This window comes from Roseixanthobacter liquoris, assembly GCF_043195135.2.
Taxonomy (GTDB): Bacteria; Pseudomonadota; Alphaproteobacteria; order Rhizobiales; family Xanthobacteraceae; genus NCEH01.
Genome location: NZ_CM195537.1, coordinates 3,212,140 through 3,233,836, shown reverse-complemented (window position 1 = coordinate 3,233,836; position 21,697 = coordinate 3,212,140). Strand labels below are relative to the sequence as shown.

The 21,697-nt window shown below is 66.6% G+C and carries 22 protein-coding genes; 12 read left to right on the top strand and 10 right to left on the bottom strand.

Going from position 1 to position 21,697, the window contains the following annotated elements:
* Positions 1–202 precede the first annotated feature (202 nt).
* The 4 genes from V5F84_RS14595 (at position 203) to V5F84_RS14580 (ending at position 3,020) form a co-directional block, all read left to right on the top strand.
* On the top strand, positions 203–1,273 hold the full coding sequence (locus V5F84_RS14595) for an enoyl-CoA hydratase/isomerase family protein (protein ID WP_394046271.1): 1,071 nt from the start codon (positions 203–205) through the stop codon (positions 1,271–1,273).
* On the top strand, positions 1,270–1,701 hold the full coding sequence (locus tag V5F84_RS14590; protein ID WP_394046269.1) for a DUF6163 family protein: 432 nt from the start codon (positions 1,270–1,272) through the stop codon (positions 1,699–1,701). Before V5F84_RS14595 ends, V5F84_RS14590 begins: the two co-directional genes overlap by 4 nt.
* 46 nt (positions 1,702–1,747) lie before the next feature.
* The gene (locus V5F84_RS14585) at positions 1,748–2,437 is read left to right on the top strand and encodes an O-methyltransferase (protein ID WP_394046267.1); all 690 of its coding nucleotides are present in this window, start codon (positions 1,748–1,750) and stop codon (positions 2,435–2,437) included.
* A gap of 67 nt (positions 2,438–2,504) precedes the next feature.
* A complete protein-coding gene (locus tag V5F84_RS14580) occupies positions 2,505–3,020 on the top strand; it encodes a DUF4142 domain-containing protein (protein WP_394046265.1) in 516 nt (171 codons plus the stop codon).
* A gap of 114 nt (positions 3,021–3,134) precedes the next feature.
* On the opposite strand, the gene V5F84_RS14575 is transcribed toward V5F84_RS14580, so the two are convergent.
* The 5 genes from V5F84_RS14575 to panC all read right to left on the bottom strand — a co-directional run bounded on the left by V5F84_RS14575 (position 3,135) and on the right by panC (position 7,102).
* Positions 3,135–3,353, bottom strand: coding sequence for a hypothetical protein (locus V5F84_RS14575; protein WP_394046263.1), 219 nt, complete (start codon positions 3,351–3,353; stop codon positions 3,135–3,137).
* 139 nt (positions 3,354–3,492) lie between these two features.
* The gene (locus V5F84_RS14570) at positions 3,493–3,765 is read right to left on the bottom strand and encodes a helix-turn-helix domain-containing protein (RefSeq protein WP_394046261.1); all 273 of its coding nucleotides are present in this window, start codon (positions 3,763–3,765) and stop codon (positions 3,493–3,495) included.
* A gap of 34 nt (positions 3,766–3,799) precedes the next feature.
* Positions 3,800–5,872: a hypothetical protein gene (locus tag V5F84_RS14565; RefSeq protein ID WP_394046259.1), complete on the bottom strand. Its 2,073-nt coding sequence runs from the start codon at positions 5,870–5,872 to the stop codon at positions 3,800–3,802.
* Between the two features lie 110 nt (positions 5,873–5,982).
* Entirely contained in the window at positions 5,983–6,222 is a 240-nt protein-coding gene (locus tag V5F84_RS14560; RefSeq protein WP_394046257.1) for a DUF6894 family protein, read from the bottom strand.
* A gap of 34 nt (positions 6,223–6,256) precedes the next feature.
* Positions 6,257–7,102 carry a pantoate--beta-alanine ligase gene (gene panC, locus V5F84_RS14555; RefSeq protein ID WP_394046255.1) on the bottom strand — a complete coding sequence of 282 codons (846 nt, stop codon included), beginning with the start codon at positions 7,100–7,102 and terminating at the stop codon, positions 6,257–6,259.
* 209 nt (positions 7,103–7,311) lie between these two features.
* Here panC and V5F84_RS14550 point away from each other — a divergent pair, with 209 nt between their 5' ends.
* Positions 7,312–8,019, top strand: coding sequence for a VWA domain-containing protein (locus V5F84_RS14550; protein ID WP_394046253.1), 708 nt, complete (start codon positions 7,312–7,314; stop codon positions 8,017–8,019).
* Positions 8,020–8,061: 42 nt separating this feature from the next.
* A complete protein-coding gene (locus V5F84_RS14545) occupies positions 8,062–8,802 on the top strand; it encodes a J domain-containing protein (RefSeq protein WP_394046251.1) in 741 nt (246 codons plus the stop codon).
* Between the two features lie 20 nt (positions 8,803–8,822).
* Here the strand turns inward: V5F84_RS14545 and V5F84_RS14540 are convergent, their stop codons facing one another.
* Positions 8,823–10,571 carry a serine hydrolase gene (locus tag V5F84_RS14540; RefSeq protein WP_394046249.1) on the bottom strand — a complete coding sequence of 583 codons (1,749 nt, stop codon included), beginning with the start codon at positions 10,569–10,571 and terminating at the stop codon, positions 8,823–8,825.
* A 299-nt stretch (positions 10,572–10,870) separates the two neighbouring features.
* Here V5F84_RS14540 and V5F84_RS14535 point away from each other — a divergent pair, with 299 nt between their 5' ends.
* The 3 genes from V5F84_RS14535 to clpA all read left to right on the top strand — a co-directional run bounded on the left by V5F84_RS14535 (position 10,871) and on the right by clpA (position 14,474).
* Positions 10,871–11,200, top strand: coding sequence for a phasin family protein (locus V5F84_RS14535; RefSeq protein WP_394046247.1), 330 nt, complete (start codon positions 10,871–10,873; stop codon positions 11,198–11,200).
* A gap of 269 nt (positions 11,201–11,469) precedes the next feature.
* Entirely contained in the window at positions 11,470–11,805 is a 336-nt protein-coding gene (gene clpS / locus V5F84_RS14530; protein ID WP_394046315.1) for an ATP-dependent Clp protease adapter ClpS, read from the top strand.
* Between the two features lie 158 nt (positions 11,806–11,963).
* Positions 11,964–14,474 (top strand): ATP-dependent Clp protease ATP-binding subunit ClpA, encoded by a 2,511-nt coding sequence (gene clpA / locus V5F84_RS14525; protein WP_394046245.1) that lies wholly within the window; start codon positions 11,964–11,966, stop codon positions 14,472–14,474.
* Positions 14,475–14,572: 98 nt separating this feature from the next.
* Here clpA and V5F84_RS14520 read toward each other — a convergent pair whose 3' ends face one another.
* Positions 14,573–15,364, bottom strand: coding sequence for an aminotransferase class IV (locus V5F84_RS14520; RefSeq protein WP_394046243.1), 792 nt, complete (start codon positions 15,362–15,364; stop codon positions 14,573–14,575).
* A complete protein-coding gene (pabB, locus tag V5F84_RS14515; protein ID WP_394046241.1) occupies positions 15,361–16,755 on the bottom strand; it encodes an aminodeoxychorismate synthase component I in 1,395 nt (464 codons plus the stop codon). The genes V5F84_RS14520 and pabB overlap by 4 nt, the downstream gene beginning before the upstream one ends.
* A gap of 318 nt (positions 16,756–17,073) precedes the next feature.
* Between pabB and V5F84_RS14510 the strand changes: the two genes are divergently transcribed.
* Positions 17,074–17,733: an AzlC family ABC transporter permease gene (locus V5F84_RS14510; protein WP_394046239.1), complete on the top strand. Its 660-nt coding sequence runs from the start codon at positions 17,074–17,076 to the stop codon at positions 17,731–17,733.
* Positions 17,730–18,077 (top strand): AzlD domain-containing protein, encoded by a 348-nt coding sequence (locus V5F84_RS14505; RefSeq protein ID WP_394046237.1) that lies wholly within the window; start codon positions 17,730–17,732, stop codon positions 18,075–18,077. Before V5F84_RS14510 ends, V5F84_RS14505 begins: the two co-directional genes overlap by 4 nt.
* A 108-nt stretch (positions 18,078–18,185) precedes the next feature.
* Here the strand turns inward: V5F84_RS14505 and glnA are convergent, their stop codons facing one another.
* Together glnA and V5F84_RS14495 are read right to left on the bottom strand one after the other, a co-directional pair.
* A complete protein-coding gene (glnA, locus tag V5F84_RS14500) occupies positions 18,186–19,595 on the bottom strand; it encodes a type I glutamate--ammonia ligase (protein ID WP_394046235.1) in 1,410 nt (469 codons plus the stop codon).
* A gap of 42 nt (positions 19,596–19,637) precedes the next feature.
* The gene (locus V5F84_RS14495; protein ID WP_348845278.1) at positions 19,638–19,976 is read right to left on the bottom strand and encodes a P-II family nitrogen regulator; all 339 of its coding nucleotides are present in this window, start codon (positions 19,974–19,976) and stop codon (positions 19,638–19,640) included.
* Between the two features lie 214 nt (positions 19,977–20,190).
* Between V5F84_RS14495 and V5F84_RS14490 the strand changes: the two genes are divergently transcribed.
* Positions 20,191–21,684: an NAD(P)H-hydrate dehydratase gene (locus V5F84_RS14490; protein WP_394046233.1), complete on the top strand. Its 1,494-nt coding sequence runs from the start codon at positions 20,191–20,193 to the stop codon at positions 21,682–21,684.
* The last annotated feature ends 13 nt before the right edge of the window (positions 21,685–21,697 follow it).

Below are 21,697 nucleotides of genomic sequence, written 5' to 3'. Positions count from 1 at the left end.
TGCGGCGGGCCTTCGGGCCGCAAGGCATGTCTTATAAGCCTAGATCCGCGCGAGGGCGAGACGATGGCGAGCGGCGGGGTGACGCGCTGCCGTCCCGCTTGCGCGCCATCCGCTCCGTTGACGCACGCGAGCGCGCCGTCTAACCCTCCCGCAGCCTGATCCGGCGGGCGCGCGCCCGCATCATCTCTCCTAAGGAGCCGCCGTGAGCACCGAGCCAGACGTCCTGCTGGAGCGCCGGGGGGAAGCCGGCGTCATCACCCTGAACCGCCCGAAGGCCCTCAATGCGCTGAACCTCACCATGGTGCGCGCGATCCACCCCCAGATGAAGGCCTGGGCGCAAGACCCGGGCGTGACGCGCGTCATCATCAAGGCGGCCGGCGAGAAGGCCTTCTGCGCCGGCGGCGACATCCGCGCCATCTATGAGCATGGCCGCGTCGGGCAGGTGGACGATGCGCTGCGCTTCTGGTTCGAGGAATACCAGCTCAATCATTATATCGGCACCTATCCCAAGCCCTATGTGGCGCTGATCGACGGCATCTGCATGGGCGGCGGGTTCGGCCTTTCGGCCCACGGCCCCTATCGCGTGGCGGGGGAACGCTATCTGTTCGCCATGCCGGAAGTGGCCATCGGCCTGTTTCCCGACGTGGGCGGCACACATGTGCTGCCGCGCCTGCCCGATGCGAAGGGCGTGTACCTCGCCTTGACCGGGGCGCGCATCAAGGCGGCGGATGCGCTGTCCGCCGGGCTCGCCACGCATTTCGTGCCGTCGGCCGGCTTTCCGGCGCTGGAGGAGGCGCTGGTCGCGGGCGGCGACGTCGCGGCGACCCTCGCGGCCCATGCGCGCGATCCCGGCCCCGCGCCCCTCGACCGGCACAAGGCCGTGATCGCCGATGCGTTTGGCCGGCCGGACGTGTGGGCGATCCTCGGGCGGCTGGACGAGATCGGCGCCGGCACCGACGAGGATGCGGCCTTCGCGCGCGAGAGCGCGGCCACGGTGCGCGCCAAGTGCCCGACCAGCGTTGCGCTGGCCATGGAGCAGATGCGGCGCGGGCCCTCCCTCGACCTTGGGGAATGCCTCGTCGCCGAATATCGGGTCGTGAACCGGGTGGCGCGCGGCCACGATTTCTACGAAGGTGTGCGCGCGGTGATCGTGGACAAGGACAATGCCCCGCGCTGGGAACCGACGCGGCTGGAAGACATCGATCCAGCCGTGATCGCCGGCCATTTCGCGCCCATCGATCATGAACTGACGCTCACGCCGGACCCTGCATGACCCATTACGATCCCATCGACGCCAGTGCCCGCGCCCATCTGGAGCGCCTTACGCCCTGGCGTCGGCGGCTGGTGTTCTTCCTGCGGGCGGTGGCGCTCTTCCTGCTCGCGGAGGGCGTCTATCATTGGGCGATCATCTGCGGCATCGGCGATGGTGCCGCCAATTCCTTCGAGAGCCTGCCACCGTCGGTCCAGGCGGCGATCATATGGGCGGCGATCATCGACCCGATCGCCGGGGTCGGCCTGTGGCTCGGCGCCGGCTGGGCGGTGGTGCTGTGGCTGCTGGCGACGCTGAGCCAGGTGGTTCTCGGCGCCTGGGCGCCCGCCGGCATGGGGCGCCTGCTGATCCTCACGCTGTTCGAACTCGGGCTCGTGGTGGCTTACGCGGTGCTCTCCATCCGCGCGGCGCGGGAGAGCGACGAGGATTGAGGCCGGCCTCGTGTTTCACGAAGCGCGGACGGATCGGGAGCATCACATGAGCGAAGCGGATCTCAGCCAGCAGCGTTGGACGCGGGTTGACGATTACATCGTCGACACCCTCGTGCCCGCCGATCCGCTGCTCGATGCGGTATTGGAGGCGAGCACGGCGGCGGGCCTTCCCGCGATCAATGTCTCCCCCGCCCAAGGGCAGATGCTGGCCCTGTTCGCACGCATGGTGAACGCCCGGCGCATTCTCGAAATCGGCACGCTGGGCGGCTACAGCACCATCTGGCTCGCCCGCACCCTGCCGGCCGACGGCAAGCTGGTGACGCTGGAGGCCGACGGCGATTATGCCAAGGTGGCGCAAGGGAATTTCCACCGCGCCGGCCTGTCGCAGCGGATCGACCTGCGGGTCGGTCGTGCGCTCGATACCCTGCCGGGCGTCGAGGCCGATGGGGTCGGACCATTCGACCTGATTTTCGTGGATGCCGACAAGCCGAGCAATCCCGACTATCTCGCCTGGGCGCTCCGTCTGTCGCGACCCGGCACGCTCATCGTGTGGGACAATGTGATCCGCGACGGCGCTGTGGCGGATGCGGCCAGCGCGGACCCGCGCGTCCAGGGCGTGCGCCGCCTGTTCGACCTCGTGGCCGCCGATCCGCGCCTCACCTCGACGGCGATCCAGACCGTGGGCAGCAAAGGCTATGACGGTTTCGCGCTGACCTTCGTGAAGGATCCCGCATAGGGACGGCGGAGCGTGGGGGAACCGCCGGCGTCGCGGAAGGTTTCTTCCGTAACGCAAGGAGGCGCCCATGCCCCGCATCACGACCCTCATCCTCGCCTGTTTCGCCGGGCTGCTCGCGCCCGTACTCGCCCACGCGCAATTGGCCGGCACCCTGTCCGGACCGAAATTCGTCGAGGCGGCGGGGATTGCCGACCGGTTCGAGATCGAGGCCGGCCGCCTCGCGCTGGAAAAGAGCGAGAATCCCCAGATCAAGATCTTGGCCACCCGCCTGGTGGCGGATCACACGCACGCATTGGCGGAGCTAAAGGCGGCCGCGGCCAAGGCCGATGGGCAGATCGTTGTGCCTTCCACCCTCGATCCCAAGCACGAGGCCAAGATCGAGCAGCTCAAGGCCGCGACCGGCGCGGATTTCGACACGCTGTTCGTCCAGTTGCAGACCAGCGCGCACGATGCCGCGGTCGGCATCTTCGCCAGCTTCGCCAAGGATGGCGATCAGACCGCCCTGAAGGAATATGCCGCTCGCACCCTGCCCATGCTCGAGCGTCATTTCGAGCAGGTGAAGCAGATCCAGATCAAGACCTGAACGCGCGGCCGGTGCGCGCTGCATCTGCGCGTCTGCAGCTGCGCGTCTGCAGCGGCGAAGGGTGGGTGCGCGGCACCGGAACGTCGTGCCGCGCCATATCTGTTGGATCCTCGTTCAGTTCGAGGCGGATTTTTCGGTGAGCACGGCAAGCAAAGCGGTGGCGACTTCACGCGTCACGCGCTTTTTATACTTTGAGTGAACCATCTGGCCGTTGTGGTAAACGTCATATTCGACATAAACCATGTCGCCATCCCACCGCAGGATATTGTCGGTCTGGGTGGTCTCGATGACGCCGAGGCCTTCGATGAACTGTTCCCGCGGCTGCTTCAGCATTTCTGTCTCCCAAACCCGGGCTCCGCCTCCAGGATGAAGGCGGTGCGGTCTTGATGCGCGCGCGGCCCGTTTTTAAGGATAGACCATAGCGGGCCGCCGACAAGCGCGGGCTTTCTAGCCCTGGCCGGCGAAGAACGGGTTAATCGTCGTTCGAAGCGTTGAGCTGGTCCGCGCGCAGGCCCTCGCCGGTGGGGCGCAGCCGCACACCCGCCTCGATGAAGTCCACACCCGCAGCGTCGAGCGCCGCGCGCATGCGCTCCAATGCCTCGGGCTGATCGTTCAGGCCGCCGCTCTCGATGGCCTTGATCGTGGGCGCCGGAACCCCGCTTGTGCGTTCAAGATCGCTTTTGGTCCAACCGAGCAGCGCACGGGCGGCCTTGATCTGCTGGCGGAGGATCGGGGCATTGGGCATGGGGGCTCCCTCTGGGCTGGGGATGAGAGGTGTCTCAGGCGTCGCCTTGGGGCGGATTGCTGGGCGTCACGTCTGGGACGAGCCATCTCGCGAGCTTGGAACCCAGCAGCTTGCACGCGCGCCGCCGGCTCGCGGCGCGAAGCGCCAGCACGCGCTCAAGCTCGGCCTGAAGGGCAGCGGTCTGGCGTTCAAGGTTTATGAATTCCGAGCGCGCGGTGCTGAGCCCGCGCTCCATCCGCAGCGAATGGGCATGCACGGCATCGCGATCCGCCGTCAGCGCGGCCACTTCCTCGTGCAAGAGCGAGGCTTCGTCGCGCAGGCGCATCTGTTCGGCTTCGCCAAGCGACTTCGCGGCGAGCACGGCGCGGAGTTCGGACACTTCGGCTTCCAGGCGCCGCGAATCGGCGTGCGCGGCCTCCCGATCGATCCTGAGCGCATCCACACCGCTAAGAAGGCCTTGAATTTCGTCGCGCAGGACCCGCGCCTCTTCCTTGAAGGCTTCTTCCTGAACGGATTTCGCCTCGAACGCGGCGCGCAGCTCGGAGAGTTCCGCTTCATAGGTGGCGGCCTTGATGGCGTCCTCATTCTGCCGCCGCGCTTCCTCGAAGAGACGTTCGACATCAAGGGCCTGGGCACGGGCCGCGTCGCGATCGGCAACGGTGTGCGCCAGCTCGCTCCGCACCGCGGAAACCTCGGCTTCCAACGACTTCACCGTCGTCTCGAGGTTGAGAGCGTGGGCGTGAACGGCGTCGCGATCCTTGGTGAGGGCCGCGATCTCTTCCATCCAGAAGGACGACTGCGCGGCTTCCACTTCGGCGCGCGCCGCTTTCAACTCGGCTTCGGCCTGCAAGGCGCGCGCTTCCTGAGCCTGCTGGGCCTCGGCTTCCCGGGCAAGGCGCGCCTCTTCCGCCTGTCGTGCGGCGCTTTCCCGCGCGGCCTCGGCGGCGGCGAGGCTCTCCTGCGTCGCTTGAAGCGCGGCCGTCAGCCGCTCCACCTCAAGCGCCAGTGCGGCGCCTTCGGCCTCCGAGGCGGCGGGGCGGCTTTCCGCCAGATCGAGGGCCGCTTGCAGATTCTCCACATGGGCCCGGATCGCGTCGCGGTCCTTCGAGAGGGCGAAAATCTCGGCCTCGAGTTCGCCGATCCGGGCGCGCAGGTCATCCCTCTCGCGCCCGGACGCCTCAGCCGTGCTGCCGAGGTGCTCGACATGGAGATCGAGTTGCCCGACCCGTGCATCGGCCCGTTCCAGGCGGTCCTGCAAGAAGGCGAGTGCGGGTCCGTAGATGGTGCAGGCGCGATCGAATTCGATCCGCACCTGGTCCAGCGTCTCCAGGGCGCTGTTGGAGCTTGGGGTGCGGCTCAGTTCCTCAAGCGCGTCATAGGTGAGGCGGACCCATTCATGAATTTCGGGCCGCGTGCGCCAATTGGGATCGTCAATGCGCTGGTGGCGCAGGGTGTCCGAGAGGAAGCCATCGATTTCAATGGCGGAGAAATCGGACCAGCGGGGCCAGGCAAGATGAAGCCGGGTACCCGTGGTTTCCAGCGTACCGCGCCAGTCGGAAAGAAACGTCCGCCATGAGATCACGTCGCGCGGGGTCGCGCGGGACGCGTGTTCCGCATCCAGGGCGTGGCGCAGCCATGTGAGCAGGCCGTGGGCAACGGGCAGCCGGTCGCGCGCGCGCAGCGAAAGCGCAACCTCGAGCGGGTTGCGGACCGGCAAGAGGGCATGGGGCGTATAGCCGCTCGCCCTCAATTCCTCGAACCAGAACGGCACCAGCCGGCTGATGCGAGGATCCTTGAGCATGATCAGCGGCGCGCCGCCAAACTCATCCTCCAGCGTTTGCCGGGCGGATTCGGAAAACGCTTGGGCGACCGCGCTGTCCTTCCACCGCGGATTGAACGCCCGCCAGTCGTTCCAGTCCGAACCGCCGGATTTGAGAATGGCCTGATTGAGGTCGACGATCCGGGTCGATTCAAAATAACCAAGGACATTGTGTTCTGTCGGCGGCATCAGCGTCTTCGGCGGCGCCGCGCCGAGATGCACCAGCGTCCCCGCGAGCGATGACGTGCCGCCGCGGTGCATGCCCAGAACTACAAGCGCATCCTTCATCGAACCCTTGCCTTTGCCAGGTTGGCGGCACGACGCACAAACCAGAGACTGCGACTACGCTAACGATCGGGACGACGGCGGGAAAGCCCCGCGCGCATCCGGCCGCAACCTTAGTGCCGTTCCGGCCGAACGGCCTCCGAGACCGGGAATTCCAGCACGATCTCCCCCGCCTCGTCCTGCACCGCGATGATCGCGGCGAGCAGGCGCGCATCGCCCGCCTGCGTCGCCAGGAGCGAGGCCGCGAGGCTGTGCGCCCTTTCCCATGCGGCATCGGGATCGCGCAGAACAACCCCGTCCGTGTCCGTCAGCGTGTCCGCGCCGAACTGGGTGTGGAAGAAATAGCGAGGCATGCGCGCGGCTCCTGCCGGTGGAATGCGTGAGGCGTCAAACGCCGATGTTGTCTATGAGGCGCGTCTTGCCGAGCCATGCGGCCGCGAGCAGCCGGACCGGTTCGTCCGCGCCGGTCAGCGGTGCGAGGCTCTCGGCGTGGCGGGCGGCCACATAATCCACCTTCAGTCCGGCGGCGGCGATGCGATCGGCTGCGGCGGTGGCTGCGGCATCGGCGGGCGTGCCGGCCCGGATCGTGACGGCGGCATCCTTCAGCGCCTGCTGGATCACCGGCGCGATCGCGCGTTCCTCGGGGGACAGATAGCGATTGCGCGACGACAGGGCGAGCCCGTCATGCTCGCGCACCGTGGCGCCGGGCACGATTTGCACCGGCAGGTCGAGATCGGCGGCGAGGCGCGTGACGACCTTCAGTTGCTGATAATCCTTCTCGCCGAACATGGCGAAGTCCGGCCCGGTGCGGATCAGCAGCTTGCTCACCACGATCGCGACACCAGCGAAGAAGTGCGTGCGAAAATCGGTCTCGAGCCCCAGAGCCGGGCCCCCCATGGCGAAATGGGTCGCGAATCCCTGCGGATACATGTCGGCGGCCGTGGGGGCATAGACCACGTCCACGTCTTCCGCCGCCAGCAGGGCGACGTCATTCTCGAACGTGCGCGGATAGCGGGAGAAATCCTCGTTGGGCGCGAACTGGGTCGGGTTGACGAAGATCGAGACCACAGTCCGCCGCGCCAGGGTCTTGGCCTGGCGCACCAGGGCGATGTGCCCCTCGTGCAGGGCGCCCATGGTCGGCACCAGAGCGACCTTCTCCCCCGCTGCCCGCCATGCGGCCACCTGGGCCCGCAGAGCGTCAACCGTTTCCACCACTTCGGGCTTGCCCGCCATCGTGTCTCTCCCGCCGGGCAAACCGCCCGCCTTCTTTTTGCGGCGCAGACCCTAGCGCCAGAAACCTCCGGGTCAACCGCGCAGCGCGGCGCTGCGGCCATGGTTTCGCGCCCCCTGGTGCCCGGCGCCAGAACGCCTATTTTGCTAAGGATGGATCAGGATTCCCTTCCGCCTTGCCGCCCCGGCCCCATGCACGGGACTATCGCCCCATGAGCGGACCCAAGAAGCCCCTGACGCCCGCAGGGTCCGCCAGCGAGGCCGAGCTTGCGGCCTTCCTTGCCGCGGCGCGCGAACTCGGGCCGACACGGGGCGCGGGGCAGCGCGGCCGGCTCGCTTTCGCCCTCGACGCCACCTTCTCGCGCCAGCCCACCTGGGATCTCGCCTGCCGCATCCAGGGTGACCTGTTTTCCGCCGCCGCAGATCTGGGCGGGCTGGATGTTCAGCTGATCTATTATCGCGGCCACTCCGAGTGCCGGGCGTCCGCCTGGGTGTCCGATCCGGCGCGGCTCGGCGCTTTGATGGGCGCCATCACCTGTCAGGGCGGCCAGACGCAGATTTCGCGCGTGCTCGGGCACCTCGCCAATGAGGCGCAGCGCTCCGGGCTGAAGGCGGCGGTGTTCGTGGGCGACGCGGTGGAGGAAAATCCCGACGCCCTCGCCGCCAAGGCGGGGGAACTCGCGGTGCTGGGCGTGCGCCTGTTCCTGTTCCAGGAAGGCGACGACCGGCAGGTAGAAGCGGTGTTCAAGGAACTCGCGCGCCTGACCTCCGGTGCCTGGTGCCGCTTCCGCCCCGGCGCGGATGAGGAATTGCGTGCCCTGCTGCGGGCGGTGGCGGCCTATGCGGCCGGTGGCCGGCAAGCCCTTCTGGCGGGGCGGGAGGCGGGGGCGGTGCGGCTGCTCTCGGCCATGGGCCGGTGACCTGGAGTCCGGCCCTGACATGACATTCAAGGGAGAGCGCGTGTGGTGACTTTGATCGCGGGGGCGCTTCTGCTGCTGCTCGGCCTTTATGCGCTGAAGCTATGGACCAAAGCCTCGCCCAGGGCACTCGCGACCGCGCTTTACAAAATCGCGGGCTATCTGATGCTCGCCGGCGCGGCGGTCTCACTGGTCACGGGGCGCTTCGCGGCGGCGGTTCCGCTCGCGATGCTGGGCGCCGGGCTGCTGGCGCAGGTGAACGGCGGCGGGATCGGCGGTTGGCTGTCCGGATTGTTCGGCCAGGGCCGGTTCGGCGGCCAGCGGACGCCGCGGGTTTCCCGCGTGTCTTCGCCCGTATTCGAAATGGAGCTGAACCACGACACCGGCATCCTCACCGGGCGTGTCATCGCCGGTCCGCGCGCAGGTGCGGCGCTGGACGATCTCGCGGTTTCCGAGCTTGTGGCGATGCGCGGCGCGCTCGATGCCCAGTCGCTGGCACTAATCGAAGCTTATCTCGACCGCCGGGCGCCCGCATGGCGTGAAGACTCGCAGACTAATGCGAGTGGCAGGAGCGGGAATGGAAACAATATGAGTGCGCGCAATAGCGCGATGACGGAAGAGGAGGCCCATCAAATACTTGGGCTTGAACCTGGGGCGGGCGAAACTGCGGTTCGCACCGCGCATCGCGCCTTGATGAAAAAGCTCCACCCCGATCATGGCGGATCCAGTTATCTTGCTGCGAGGGTGAATCAAGCGAAAGATGTCATTCTCAACAAACATCGCTGATTCTCTCCAAACGCACTACATCAATTGCGGAAAATCATGCAGGCGAAATCATTGCGTTGCAGTAAACGGCAGGCTTCCTTTGCGCCCTTTTCATCGAGTCCGGCAAAGCGAGCACGGTAAAGATCGGTCGAACCCTTCGAGACTTTCTCCGTAAATCCATCGGCTTGGCCCAGAACGCTCTTGGCTTTCGCCTGGGCGACATCGAGCTTGGCCCGCGCTTCCTTCTCGGCACCGAAGGCGCCGATCTGAATCCCCCAGCCCGAATGGCGGGGCTGCGTGGCGGTCTCGCCGGACGCGCGGGGGGCGGCCTCGGCGGGGCGGGCCTGGGATTCGAACGAGGACGCGGGCAGGGCGACAGGGCCGGCGGATGCGGTGCGGATCGGCTTTGCGGGCTGGCTGGGCGCCGCCATGGCGATGGGCGCGGCGTGAACCTGAGGCGCGGGGGCCGAGACGGTCTGGACCTGCGGAGCCTGAAGCTGGGCGGCCTGCTGGGCCGGGACGTCGGCGGCGGCGACCGGCGAACCGTTGGAGCCGATGAAGCCCAGCGTGCCGTTGCCGGAGGAGAAGGTCGGCGCGGGCACCGGCGCCGCGACCGGGCGCTGGATGGAAACCGTCTTCACCGCAACCGGCTTGATGGGCTCGGCAGAGCCGGGCGCCGGGCCGCGCGCGGGGATGCTCGCCGTCACGACCGGATCGGGCGCGGCGTAGGCCAGGCGCTGGGGCGCCGGCAGCGGGGCGATGGGATAGGACGGGGCGGCGGGACGCGCCGCAGCCACCGCGGCCGGGGTCGCATCCTCGTCGTTGGAGGCGGTCTCGGTCACCTTCGGTGCGACACGGGCGCCAGCATAGGCCCGGTTGTAATTATTGGCGATCAGGCTCGCCATGCGTGCATCGCGGGACGACGCGCTGCTGCCGCCCAGCACGACACCGATGATGTAGCGGTCGTCGCGATGGACCGAGGTGAGGAGATTGAAGCCGGAAGCGCGGGTGTATCCGGTCTTGATCCCATCCACGCCATCGATGCGGCCCAGCAGGCGATTGTGGTTGCCGATCGTCTCGCCCTTGTAGGTGAAGGAGCGGGTGGCGAAATATTTGTACTGGCGGGGGAAGCGCTCCTGGATCGCGCGGCCGAGCACGGAGAGGTCGCGGGCGGTGGTCACCTGGCGCGGATTGGGCAGGCCGTTGGCGTTCTCGAAATTGGTGCGCGACATGCCGAGGGCATGGGCCTTGCGGGTCATCATGTCGGCGAATCTTTCCTCGGTCCCGCCGACGGTTTCCGCGATCACCACGGCGACGTCGTTGGCCGAGCGCGTGACGATCGCCTTGATCGCGTCTTCGACATCGATGGTCGAGCCCGCGCGCACGTTCAGCTTGGAGGGCGACTGGGCGGCGGCGCGGGCGGAGACCACCATTTCGCTGTCGAGCTTCAGCCGCCCGGCTTCCAGCTGCTCGAACAGCAGATAAAGCGTCATCACCTTGGTGACCGAGGCGGGATGCCGTAGGGCGTCGGCATTATCCTCGTAGAGCACCTTGCCGGTGTTGCCATCGACGATGATCGCGGAGCTTCCCGTTTTCCAGCCGGGGCCGGTATTCTCGTCGGAGCGGTCGACCGTCGCCTTGGCCTTCTTGGACTGGGACTGCGTCTGCGCGCTCTTCTGCTTGCGCGGCTTTGCATCCGCGCCGCTGGCGCTGGCCATCACCATCACCGCGGCAAGAGCCGCCGCGACGAGCTTGGCGGAGAAGGAGCCGTTCGCGATCGCAATACGCATGAAACCGTGTCCCGTGGGTCAGTCCAGGAAAGGGTCGGCCTGGAGTGGAGCGTCTCAATCTCGTGCGCATGCACGAAAATTCAGGCAGGCTCGGGTCCATGAACCGGGGAATGACTGGCTACAGCCTAAAAACCCGCGGTTACCAAGCCGTAAACCAAGCCAAAATGAGACATGGTGCACTGCACAATTTTGTTGACGGCTTTGTTGCAATGCATCTTAATGCAACTGGGGCGGCTCCGAATGGCCCACCGCACCGCACTGAATGAGTGGCAGCCTTAACAAACGCAATGAGGACACCCATGGCCCAGAATATCGAAGACTTTCAGAAGCTCGGTAAGGAAAACGTCGAACTCGCCATGAAGAGCTTCGGCACCTTCTCCAAGAGCGCCCAGGCGATCGCCCTTGAAATCGCCGACTACACCAAGAGCTCGTTCGAGCTCGGCACTGCAACTCTCGAGAGGCTGATGAGCGCCAAGACGCTCGAACAGGCCGTCGAGATCCAGCAGTCCTACCTGAAGACCGCGTACGAAGGCCTGGTGGCGGAAACCACCAAGCTCGGCGAGCTGTACAAGGACCTCGCCAAGGAAGCCTACAAGCCGTACGAGAGCGCCTTCTCCAAGGTGCAGTGATCGTACACGACACGCTCAGGCTCCCACGGGAGCCTTTCGCGTGGCTTTCCAAAGTGCGCCGCGCGGCGTCATTTTGAAGCCTATGATCAACGGTGGTCTGGCATTGCCGGGCCCCCGTTCCTATTATCTGGCACGTGCCCGACGCCCGACCGCATCCGCGCGGCCCGTCAAAACCTGGCACGGATGCCGATGAAATGATGCAGCCCTCTTCCCGCCCCGCCTTTTCCCGTTTCCCGTCGCGCCTGGGGCGTCCGGCGTATGCGCTGCCCATGGCCGCAGGCGAACCGCCGCGCCGCAGCGGTAGCGACAATCCCGGCACGGCCGTCATCACCCGCACCAAGACGCAGACCAAGCGGCCCAGCCTCTATCGCGTCCTGCTGCTGAACGACGACTACACCCCCATGGAATTCGTGGTCCACGTCCTCGAGCGCTTCTTCAACAAGGGGCGCGAGGAGGCGAACACCATCATGATGCACGTCCACCAGAACGGTGTCGGCGAGTGCGGCGTGTTCACCTACGAGGTCGCCGAGACAAAAGTGACGCAGGTGATGGACTTCGCCCGCAAACACCAACATCCTCTCCAATGTGTGATGGAAAAAAAATAGGTGCATTTGCGTCGGTCAGCGTCTCAAATTGGTGATGGAGATGTTCAGGCAAGGCTCTTGCGTAATCTGAGAGCCGGTACAAAGTTTGAAGGAGCGCGTGCGCAAACGGGGCCGACGGACGTTCCGGGTTTCGGATGGCGCACGAGATAGAGGTCTAGATGCCAACTTTCTCACGCAGCCTCGAACAATCGCTTCACCGGGCGCTCGCCCTTGCCAATGAGCGCCACCATGAATACGCGACGCTCGAGCATTTGCTGCTGTCTTTGGTCGACGATCAGGACGCCGCCGCCGTCATGCGGGCTTGCAATGTCGATCTCGACAAGCTGCGCCGCAATCTCATCGAATATGTCGACAGTGAACTTGAGAATTTGATTCAGGCCGCCGGCGACGATTCCAAGCCCACCGCCGGCTTCCAGCGCGTCATTCAGCGCGCCGTCATCCATGTCCAGTCGTCGGGGCGCGAGGAAGTGACGGGCGCCAATGTGCTCGTCGCCATCTTCGCCGAACGCGAGAGCCATGCCGCCTATTTCCTGCAGGAGCAGGACATGACGCGGTACGATGCGGTCAATTATATTTCCCACGGCATCGCGAAGCGTGCCGGCCTTTCGGAGAGCCGGCCGGTGCGCGGCGCTGAAGAGGAGACCGAGACGAAATCCGGAGACGACACCAAGAAAAAGGCTGATGCCCTCGACGCTTATTGCGTCAACCTCAACAAGAAGGCGCATGAGGGAAAGATCGATCCCCTCATCGGCCGCGACAAGGAAATCCAGCGCACGATCCAGGTTCTCTGCCGCCGGCAGAAGAACAATCCGCTGTTCGTGGGCGATCCCGGCGTCGGCAAGACCGCCATCGCCGAGGGCCTTGCGCGGCGCATCATCAATGGCGACGTCCCGGAAGTGCTCGCCACCGCCACCATCTTCTCGCTCGACATGGGCGCGCTCCTCGCCGGCACCCGCTATCGCGGGGATTTCGAGGAGCGGTTGAAGCAGGTGGTGAAGGAGATCGAGGCCTATCCCAACGCCATCATGTTCATCGACGAGATCCACACCGTCATCGGCGCGGGTGCGACCTCGGGCGGGGCCATGGATGCGTCCAACCTGCTGAAGCCGGCGCTCGCCTCCGGCACGCTGCGGTGCATGGGCTCGACCACCTACAAGGAATATCGCCAGTATTTCGAAAAGGACCGCGCCCTGGTGCGCCGGTTCCAGAAGATCGACGTGGCCGAGCCCACCGTGCCTGACACCATCGAGATCCTGAAGGGCCTCAAGCCTTATTTCGAGGACTACCACAAGTTGCGCTACACCAACGAGGCCATCAAGGCCGCGGTGGAGCTGTCCGCGCGCTACATTCATGACCGCAAGCTGCCCGACAAGGCGATCGACGTGATCGACGAGAGCGGCGCGGCGCAGATGCTGATGCCCGAGAGCCGGCGCAAGAAGACCATCGGCTTGAAGGAGATCGAGGCCACCATCGCGACCATGGCCCGCATCCCGCCCAAGACCGTCTCCAAGGACGACGCGGAAGTGCTCGCCCACCTGGAAAGCACGCTCAAGCGGGTGGTCTATGGCCAGAACAAGGCCATCGAGGCGCTCTCGGCGTCGATCAAGCTGGCGCGTGCCGGCCTGCGCGAACCGGAGAAGCCCATCGGTTCCTATCTGTTCTCCGGCCCCACCGGCGTCGGCAAGACGGAAGTCGCCAAGCAGCTCGCCTCCATTCTCGGGGTGAACCTGCTGCGCTTCGACATGTCGGAATATATGGAGCGTCACACGGTCTCGCGGCTGATCGGCGCGCCTCCGGGCTATGTCGGCTTCGACCAAGGCGGCCTTTTGACCGACGGCGTCGACCAGACCCCGCATTGCGTGCTGCTGCTGGACGAGATCGAGAAGGCCCATCCGGACCTGTTCAACATCCTGCTCCAGGTCATGGACCACGGGAAGCTCACGGACCACAACGGCAAGACCGTGGATTTCCGCAACGTGATCCTGATCATGACCAGCAATGCGGGTGCGGCGGACCTGTCGAAGGAGGCCTATGGCTTCACCCGGACCAAGCGTTCGGGCGACGACATTGAGGCCATCAACCGCACCTTCGCGCCGGAATTCCGCAATCGTCTCGACGCGGTGGTGACCTTCGCGCACCTGCCGCACGAGGTGATCGGGCAGGTGGTGGAGAAGTTCGTCCTTCAGCTGGAGGCCCAGCTTGCGGATCGCAACGTCACCATCGAACTGTCCGACGAGGCGACCGCCTGGCTGGTGGAACGCGGCTATGACGAGCAGATGGGCGCCCGGCCCATGGCGCGGGTGATCCAGGAATATATCAAGACGCCGCTGGCCGACGAGGTTCTGTTCGGCCGGCTCAAGGGTGGCGGGCATGTGCTCGTGGTGGTGCAGGGCACCGGAAAGGACTCGAAGCTCGGCTTCGAGTTCCCGGACGGTCCCGTGACGCCGAAGCCGGACAAGATCGTCCCCGCGCCGGTCAAGCGCGCCCCGCGCCGCAAGACGGAAGCGGCCGCGGCCAAGCCGGGTCCCTCCCGGTCCGGGGGGGCGAAGGGCGGTCCCAAGGCGCCCCCCAAGACGCCGCGTTCCGGCGGCGGTGGGGGCGGCGGTACCACGGGTTCGGGCCCGCGGCGCGGCAGCCATGTGCCGAAGGTTCCCCTCGTCAAGGCATGAGCCGTGAGGTGACAGGAATGCGAAACGGGCGGCCAGTGGCCGCCCGTTTTGTTTTTGCCGACCGTTTGTCTATTCCGCGTCCTGCGCGGGCCGGGCTTTCACAGGCCGAGGCTGGCGCGCAGGGCCCGGGCGACCGGCGTGGCTTCGGGGAGGGCCCGCCCCTCCAGATGGGACACGGAGCGGATGCCGAGGCTACTGGTGAGGAAGATTTCCTGCGCCTGGGCCAAATCCTCTTCGGTCAGGTTCACTTCGCTGCCGTGCTCGCGCAGCACCTCGGCGCGCATGATGCCGGGCAGGGCGCCTTCGCAGACGGGCGGCGTCAGCAGCATGTTGCCGATCACCACGAACAGGTTCGCGATGGTGCTTTCCGCCACCCGTCCGCGCGTATTCAGCAACAGGGCATCGTCCGCACCGCGCGCGGCGGCTTCCTGGCGGGCGAGAATATTGTCCAGATAGTTCAGAGTTTTCACGGCGTGCAGCGGCGACAGCTCGTTGCGCCGTGTGACACGGGCGATGACGAGACGGGCGGGGGGCGCGGGCGGCGGGGCGGGCGCGGCGGTGATCAGAACCGTTGGCCGGGGGTCGGCCGGCGGCAGCACGCCGCGCTGACCCGACCCTCGGCTCAGCGTGATGCGAACCACCCCGTCGGAAAGCCGATTCGCTTCCAGGACCGCGAGCGCCGCCGCCTTGAAATCCACCTGCGGCAGCGGCAGGCCCAGAAGGCGCGCGCCGGCGGCGAGCCGCGCGAGATGGGCATGGGGATGCCACAGCGCGCCACCCTTGGCGCGCATGGTTTCGAACAGGCCGTCGCCCAGAGTGAAGCCGCGGTCATCGGGCGCGATATGCGCCGCGCCATGCTCCATCAGCGTGCCGTTCAGCCACAGGATCATGTGGGCGCTCCCGAAACCGCCTGCAGCAAAGGCGCGATCTTCACCATGCTTTCCTCATATTCGTCCGCCGGCACGGAATCCGCGACGATGCCGCCGCCGGCCTGGGCGATCAGTGTTTCACCCGATCGTGCCAACGTGCGGATGACGATCGAGGTGTCCATCGCCCCGTCGAAGCCGATCCAGCCGATGGTGCCGCAATAGATGCCGCGCGGCACCGGCTCCAGTTCGTGGATGATCTCCATGGCCCGGATCTTCGGGGCGCCGGTGATGGAGCCGCCGGGGAAGCAGGCCCGCAGCACGTCCACGGGGCGGATGCCGGGGCGCAGCCGGCTTTCCACCACCGATACCAGATGATGGACCGAGGCAAAGGTCTCCAGCCCGTGCAGCACCGGCACGCCGACGCTGCCGATGCGCGAGACCCGGCCAAGGTCGTTGCGCATGAGATCGACGATCATCAGGTTTTCCGCCCGGTCCTTCGGGCTCGCCAGCAGGGCGGCGGCGTTCGCCGCGTCCTGGGCGGGGTCGGGATCGCGCGGCCGCGTGCCCTTGATGGGGCGGGTCTCCACCGCACCCTCGCAGGTGACATGGAGGAAGCGTTCCGGTGAGGCGCTGATGACCGCGTGTGTGCCGTCCCCGGTGAGTAAGGCGGAAAAGGGCGCCGGGCTCAGCTCCAGCAGGCGCAGATAGAGGTCGTAATCGGTGAGGGCGGCGGGACGCTCCGCCAGCATCGCCTGGGTGAGGTTGGCCTGAAAGATATCGCCGGCGCGGATATATTCGATCACGCGGGCGATGCCGGCTTCCACTTTCGTGCGTGGCTGCACCGGGGTCCAGGCGCCGCGCGCGGTCCAGTCCGCCGGGCGGCGCTGGAGCGAGGCGCGGGCGAGGCGGGCGAGCAGACGCTCGGCCCGTGCCTGCGCGCGTGCCTCGCGCGCCTGTCCCTCCGCCTCAGGGAGCCCGCTCGAAAGCACATAGGCCGCCGTCTCCTGGTGATCGAAGGCGAGCACCGTGTCGTAGAGCCCGACGAGCATTTCGGGAAACGGAGCGGGGCTCGGCTTCGGCGGCGCAAGCCGTTCCAGGTGGCGGCCGAGTTCGTAGGAGAGAAATCCCACAGCGCCGGTGGCGAAGGGCACGGGGCTTTCGCCCGGCGCCAGGGTGAAGCGGGCAAGCGCGCGCTCAAGCGCGGTGAAGGGATCAACCGCGAGCGCGGCCCCGTCGATCCGAACACCGTGTTCTTCGGCGGCGATGCGCAGGAACGGATCGGCGGCGATATAGGAATAGCGCCCGCGTTCGCCATCGCGCGCGCCGCTGTGGAGCAGGGCCGCGAAAGGCTCGCCCGCGAAGGTCTCGAACAGCGCCACCGGATCGGCATAGGGAAAGGGAACGACGCGCACGGGACTCGCTGGAAAGCTGGAGAAGACGCCATTCCTTCTATGCCCTAACGGCTGGAGGCGAAAGGCATCCGCACGAGCGGCCCGGCGCCGGCGGGGCTCCCGCATGGCGATTTCGGGAGCTCTGCAAAGGATGCAGACGCCGCCCCGGCATGTGATGCTAATTTGCTCGGAACGCACTCCAGAACGGACAAGAAGCCGCCCGTGCCGCCCCCCGTCTCCGCCCCGGCCGATTTGCCACCCCCTGCGCCCGAACGCGAAAGCTGTGAGAATTTAACGCCCCTCGGCTGGGCCGGTCGCGGCGCGCGACACGCGCTCTCCGTGCCCGGCGTGGTTCTGTTCGCCGGCTATGTCGGATTGGGCGGCCTGCTTCACGGGGTCGGCTTCCCGTTCTTCGCCGGCCTGCTCTCCACGCTGCTGATCTGGGCGCTTCCCGCGCAGGTGATTCTGGCGGGCGGGATCGGCGCGGGAACCGCATTGCCGGCGCTCGCCCTCGCCATCGGCCTGTCCTCCCTGCGGCTGCTGCCCATGACGGTCGCCATCGCGCCCTTCCTGCGCGGGCAGAGGCGCAGTTTCTGGGCGGAGCTGCTGTGCTCCCATTATGTGGCCATGACCTTCTGGGTGGAGGGGCTGCGCCTGCTGCCCAAGGTTCCGGGGGAGGGCCGCGTCGCCTTTGCGCTCGGGCTCGGCAATGCGCTGCTCGCCATCAGCCTTGCCGGCACGGCGGTGGGCTTCTTTCTTGCGGGCGAATTGCCGCCGGCGCTCGCGGCGGGACTGCTGTTCCTGACGCCGGTGTCATTCTCGCTGATGATGATCCGCAATGCCGGCCGGGATCTGATGGATTGGCTCGCGCTCGCCGCCGGCCTGCTGAGCGTGCCGTTCGTGGCCGGGCTGTCCGGCGGCGCGGACCTCATGATCAGCGGCATCGGCGGGGGAACGGCGGCCTATCTCGTCGGGCGCATCCTGCGGAGGCGCGCATGAGCATGATTTCCGGGGAAGCGGCGGCGATCCTTGTGGTGATCCTCGTCGGCTTCCTGCCGACCGAGATCTGGCGGGCCCTGGCCATCGTGGCCGGCCGCAAGGTCGAGGCGGGCAGCGAATTGTTCCGATGGGTCAAGGCGGTGGCGACCGCGCTTCTGGCGGCGGTGGTGGGCCGGCTGATCTTCGTGCCCGCGGGTGCGCTGGCGGAGATGCCGCTGGCGTTGCGCCTTGCGAGTGTCGGGATCGCGGTCGCCGTCTTCTTCGCCTGCCGGCGCTCGATCCTGCTGGGGGTTCTGGCGGGGGAAGCGATGTTGCTGGGCGGCGCCTGGTGGTTTCTGGGCTGAGGCCGCGGCCCGCGGCGCCGGCAAAAAGAAGGGGCGCCACTTGGGCGCCCCAGCCGGGAGGGTCACATCTGAAAAGAGACCGGCGGCGAACCGCCGGCCGGATCGGCCTCAGACCGAATAATACATCTCGAATTCGACCGGGTGCGGCGTCATTTCGAAACGCATCACTTCGGTCATCTTGAGATCGATATAGGCTTCGATGAAATCGGATGCGAAGACGCCGCCCTTCTGGAGATAGGCATTGTCCTCTTCCAGCGACTTCAGCGCTTCGCGCAGCGAACCGCACACGGTCGGGATCTGTTTCAGCTCCGCCGGGGGCAGGTCGTACAGGTCCTTGTCCATGGCCGCGCCGGGATCGATGCGGTTCAGGATGCCGTCCATGCCGGCCATGAACAGGGCCGCGAAGGCGAGATAGGGGTTCGCGCCCGGATCGGGGAAGCGCACTTCCACGCGCTTGGCCTTGGGATTGTTGGTGTAGGGGATGCGGCAGGAGGCCGAACGGTTGCGCGCGGAATAGGCGAGCAGAACCGGGGCTTCATAGCCGGGCACCAGGCGCTTGTACGAGTTCGTCAGCGGATTGGTGAAGGCATTCAGCGACTTGGCATGCTTGATGATGCCGCCGATGTACCACAGGCATTCCTGCGAGAGGTCGGCATATTTGTCGCCGGCGAAGAGCGGCTTGCCGTCCTTCCAGATGGACTGGTGGACGTGCATGCCCGAGCCGTTGTCGCCGAACACGGGCTTGGGCATGAAGGTCGCGGTCTTGCCATAGATGTTGGCGACCTGGTGGATGCAATACTTATAGATCTGAAGATGATCGGCCATGGTGACGAGGGGGCCGAACTTCAGGCCCAGCTCGTGCTGGGCGGAGGCAACTTCGTGGTGGTGCTTTTCCACCTTGGCACCCATCTTGGCCATGGCGCCGAGCATTTCCGAACGCATGTCCTGCGCGCTGTCGAGCGGGGGAACGGGGAAATAGCCGCCCTTGGTCTTGATGCGGTGGCCGAGGTTGCCGCCTTCATATTCGGTGTCGCCATTGATCGGCAGCTCGACGGAATCGAGCTTGAACCCGGTGTTGTACGGGTCGGCCTTGAAGCGCACGTCGTCGAAGATGAAGAATTCGGCCTCGGGGCCGAAATAGACGGCGTCGCCGATGCCGGTCGACTTCGCGTAGGCTTCCGCCTTCTTCGCGATGCCGCGCGGGTCGCGCGCATAGGGCTCGCCGGTGGTGGGTTCCAGCACGTCGCACACGATGGACATGGTGGTTTCGGAGAAGAAGGGGTCGATGCAGGCGGTTGCCGGATCGGGCAGGAGCTGCATGTCGGATTCGTTGATGGCCTTCCAACCGGCGATCGACGAGCCGTCGAAGGCGGTGCCTTCGCTGAACAGGTCTTCATCAACCATGGACAGGTCGAAGGTCACGTGCTGCCACTTCCCGCGCGGGTCGGTGAAGCGCAGATCGACGTACTTGACGTCGTTGTTCTTGATGGAGTCGAAGACATCCTTGACCGTAGACATGCTGGTAAGTGCCTTTCCTCTAGTACTATTCTTGGTACTTTATTAAATGGCGTCGAGACCAGATTCGCCCGTACGGATGCGGATCGCTTCCTCAATGTTGGAGACGAAGATCTTGCCGTCACCGATACGGCCGGTCTGCGCGGCGCGACGAATCGCGTCCACGGCTTTTTCGACCATGTCGTCGGCGATAACCACCTCGATTTTCACTTTCGGGAGGAAATCGACCACATATTCGGCTCCTCGATAGAGCTCGGTGTGGCCCTTCTGGCGCCCGAAGCCCTTCGCCTCGGTGACGGTGATGCCCTGGAGACCGACATCTTGCAGCGCCTCCTTCACCTCGTCGAGCTTGAAGGGTTTAATGATGGCCTCGATCTTTTTCATGCGCTCCGTCTCCCTGGCCCGTCCTACCGGCAACTGGCCGAGCCGGTTTCCCCTTAAGCAGGATGCGTGCCATGCACGGCAATACATGACCTCTTCCCTGCCCATTGGCAACCGTGACTAAAAACTAGTCTCAATGGCCAAATATTAGGCAGTGTTCCATGGGCTTATCGACAGTTGTTGGATGGGAATTAGGCACGAGGCGATGGAGACCCAAATGATCGAGCTTCTGGACCCCGCCGAAATGGGCCGGGCCGACCAGCTGGCGATGGCTGCCGGAATCGCAGGCAGCCTGCTCATGGAGCGGGCCGGCACCGCCGTGGCGGATACGGTCGCCCGTCAGGCGCTCTCGACCCGGGTGACGATCCTGTGCGGGCCGGGAAACAATGGCGGCGACGGCTTCGTCGCGGCGCGGGTGCTGAAGCAGCGCGGGTTTCGCGTCCGCCTCGCCCTGCTGGGGGATCGCGCCGCGCTGAAGGGCGATGCCGCCGGGGCGGCGGAGCGCTGGACCGGCCCGGTGGAGGCGGCGGCCACCGTCGATTTCGGCGAGACCGACCTGATCGTGGACGCCCTGTTCGGCGCCGGCCTTGCGCGTGATCTCGACGGCACCGCGCGCGCCCTCGTGGAGCGCATGGCGGACAGCGGCAAGCCCATCGTCGCGGTGGATCTGCCCTCGGGCCTGGATGGCGCCACGGGCGCGGTGCGGGGGGCGGCGGCACAGGCGGTCGAGACGGTCACCTTCTTCCGCCGCAAGCCGGGCCACCTGCTGCTGCCGGGCCGCACGCTCTGCGGCCGGGTGCGGGTCGCGGATATCGGCATTCCGGACCCGGTGCTGGAAACCATCCGCCCGCCCACATGCGTGAACGCGCCCGCCGCCTGGGGCGCGCATTTTCCGGTGCCGGGCACGATGGGCCACAAATATGCGCGGGGCCATGCGGTGGTCGTCAGCGGCGGCGCCTGGACGGCGGGCGCGGCGCGGCTGTCAGGGCGCGGAGCGCTGCGCGCCGGGGCGGGATTGGTCACCATCGCCTGCCCGAGCGAGGCGCTCGCAATCCATGCCGCCTCCTACGCCGCCGTCATGATGCGCCGGTGCGACGCGCCGGCGGACCTCGTCACGCTGCTGGAGGATCGCCGCCTCTCCACGGTGGTGCTGGGACCGGGGCTCGGCGTGGGCGCGCGGACGCAAGAACTGCTGGAAGCAGCGGCCGGCGCGCACCGCAGTCTTGTGGTGGATGCCGATGGCCTCACCAGCTTTGCCGGGGCGGCGGACCGCCTCGCCGATCTTCTGGGGCGCTGCGCCGGGGCGGTGGTGACGCCCCATGACGGGGAATTCGCTCGCCTGTTTGCCGGGCACGCCGACATTCTCGACGCCCCGTCGAAGCTCGCGCGGGCGCGGGCGGCGGCGCGCATGATCGGGGCCGTGGTGGTGCTGAAAGGCGCCGATACGGTGGTCGCCAGCCCGGACGGGCGCGCCTCCATCGCCGAGAACGCCCCGCCCATGCTGGCAACGGCGGGTTCGGGCGACGTGCTTTCGGGCTTCATCGGCGGGCTGCTGGCGCAGGGCATGCCGCCGTTCCAGGCCGCGAGCGCCGCTGTCTGGCTGCATGGCGAAGCCGGCAACGAGGCCGGCGCGGGCCTCATCGCCGACGATCTGCCAGAGGCTCTGCCGGCGGTCTATAGCCGACTTATGACGGATCTGCCACCGCGTTGAGTCTTCACGAGAA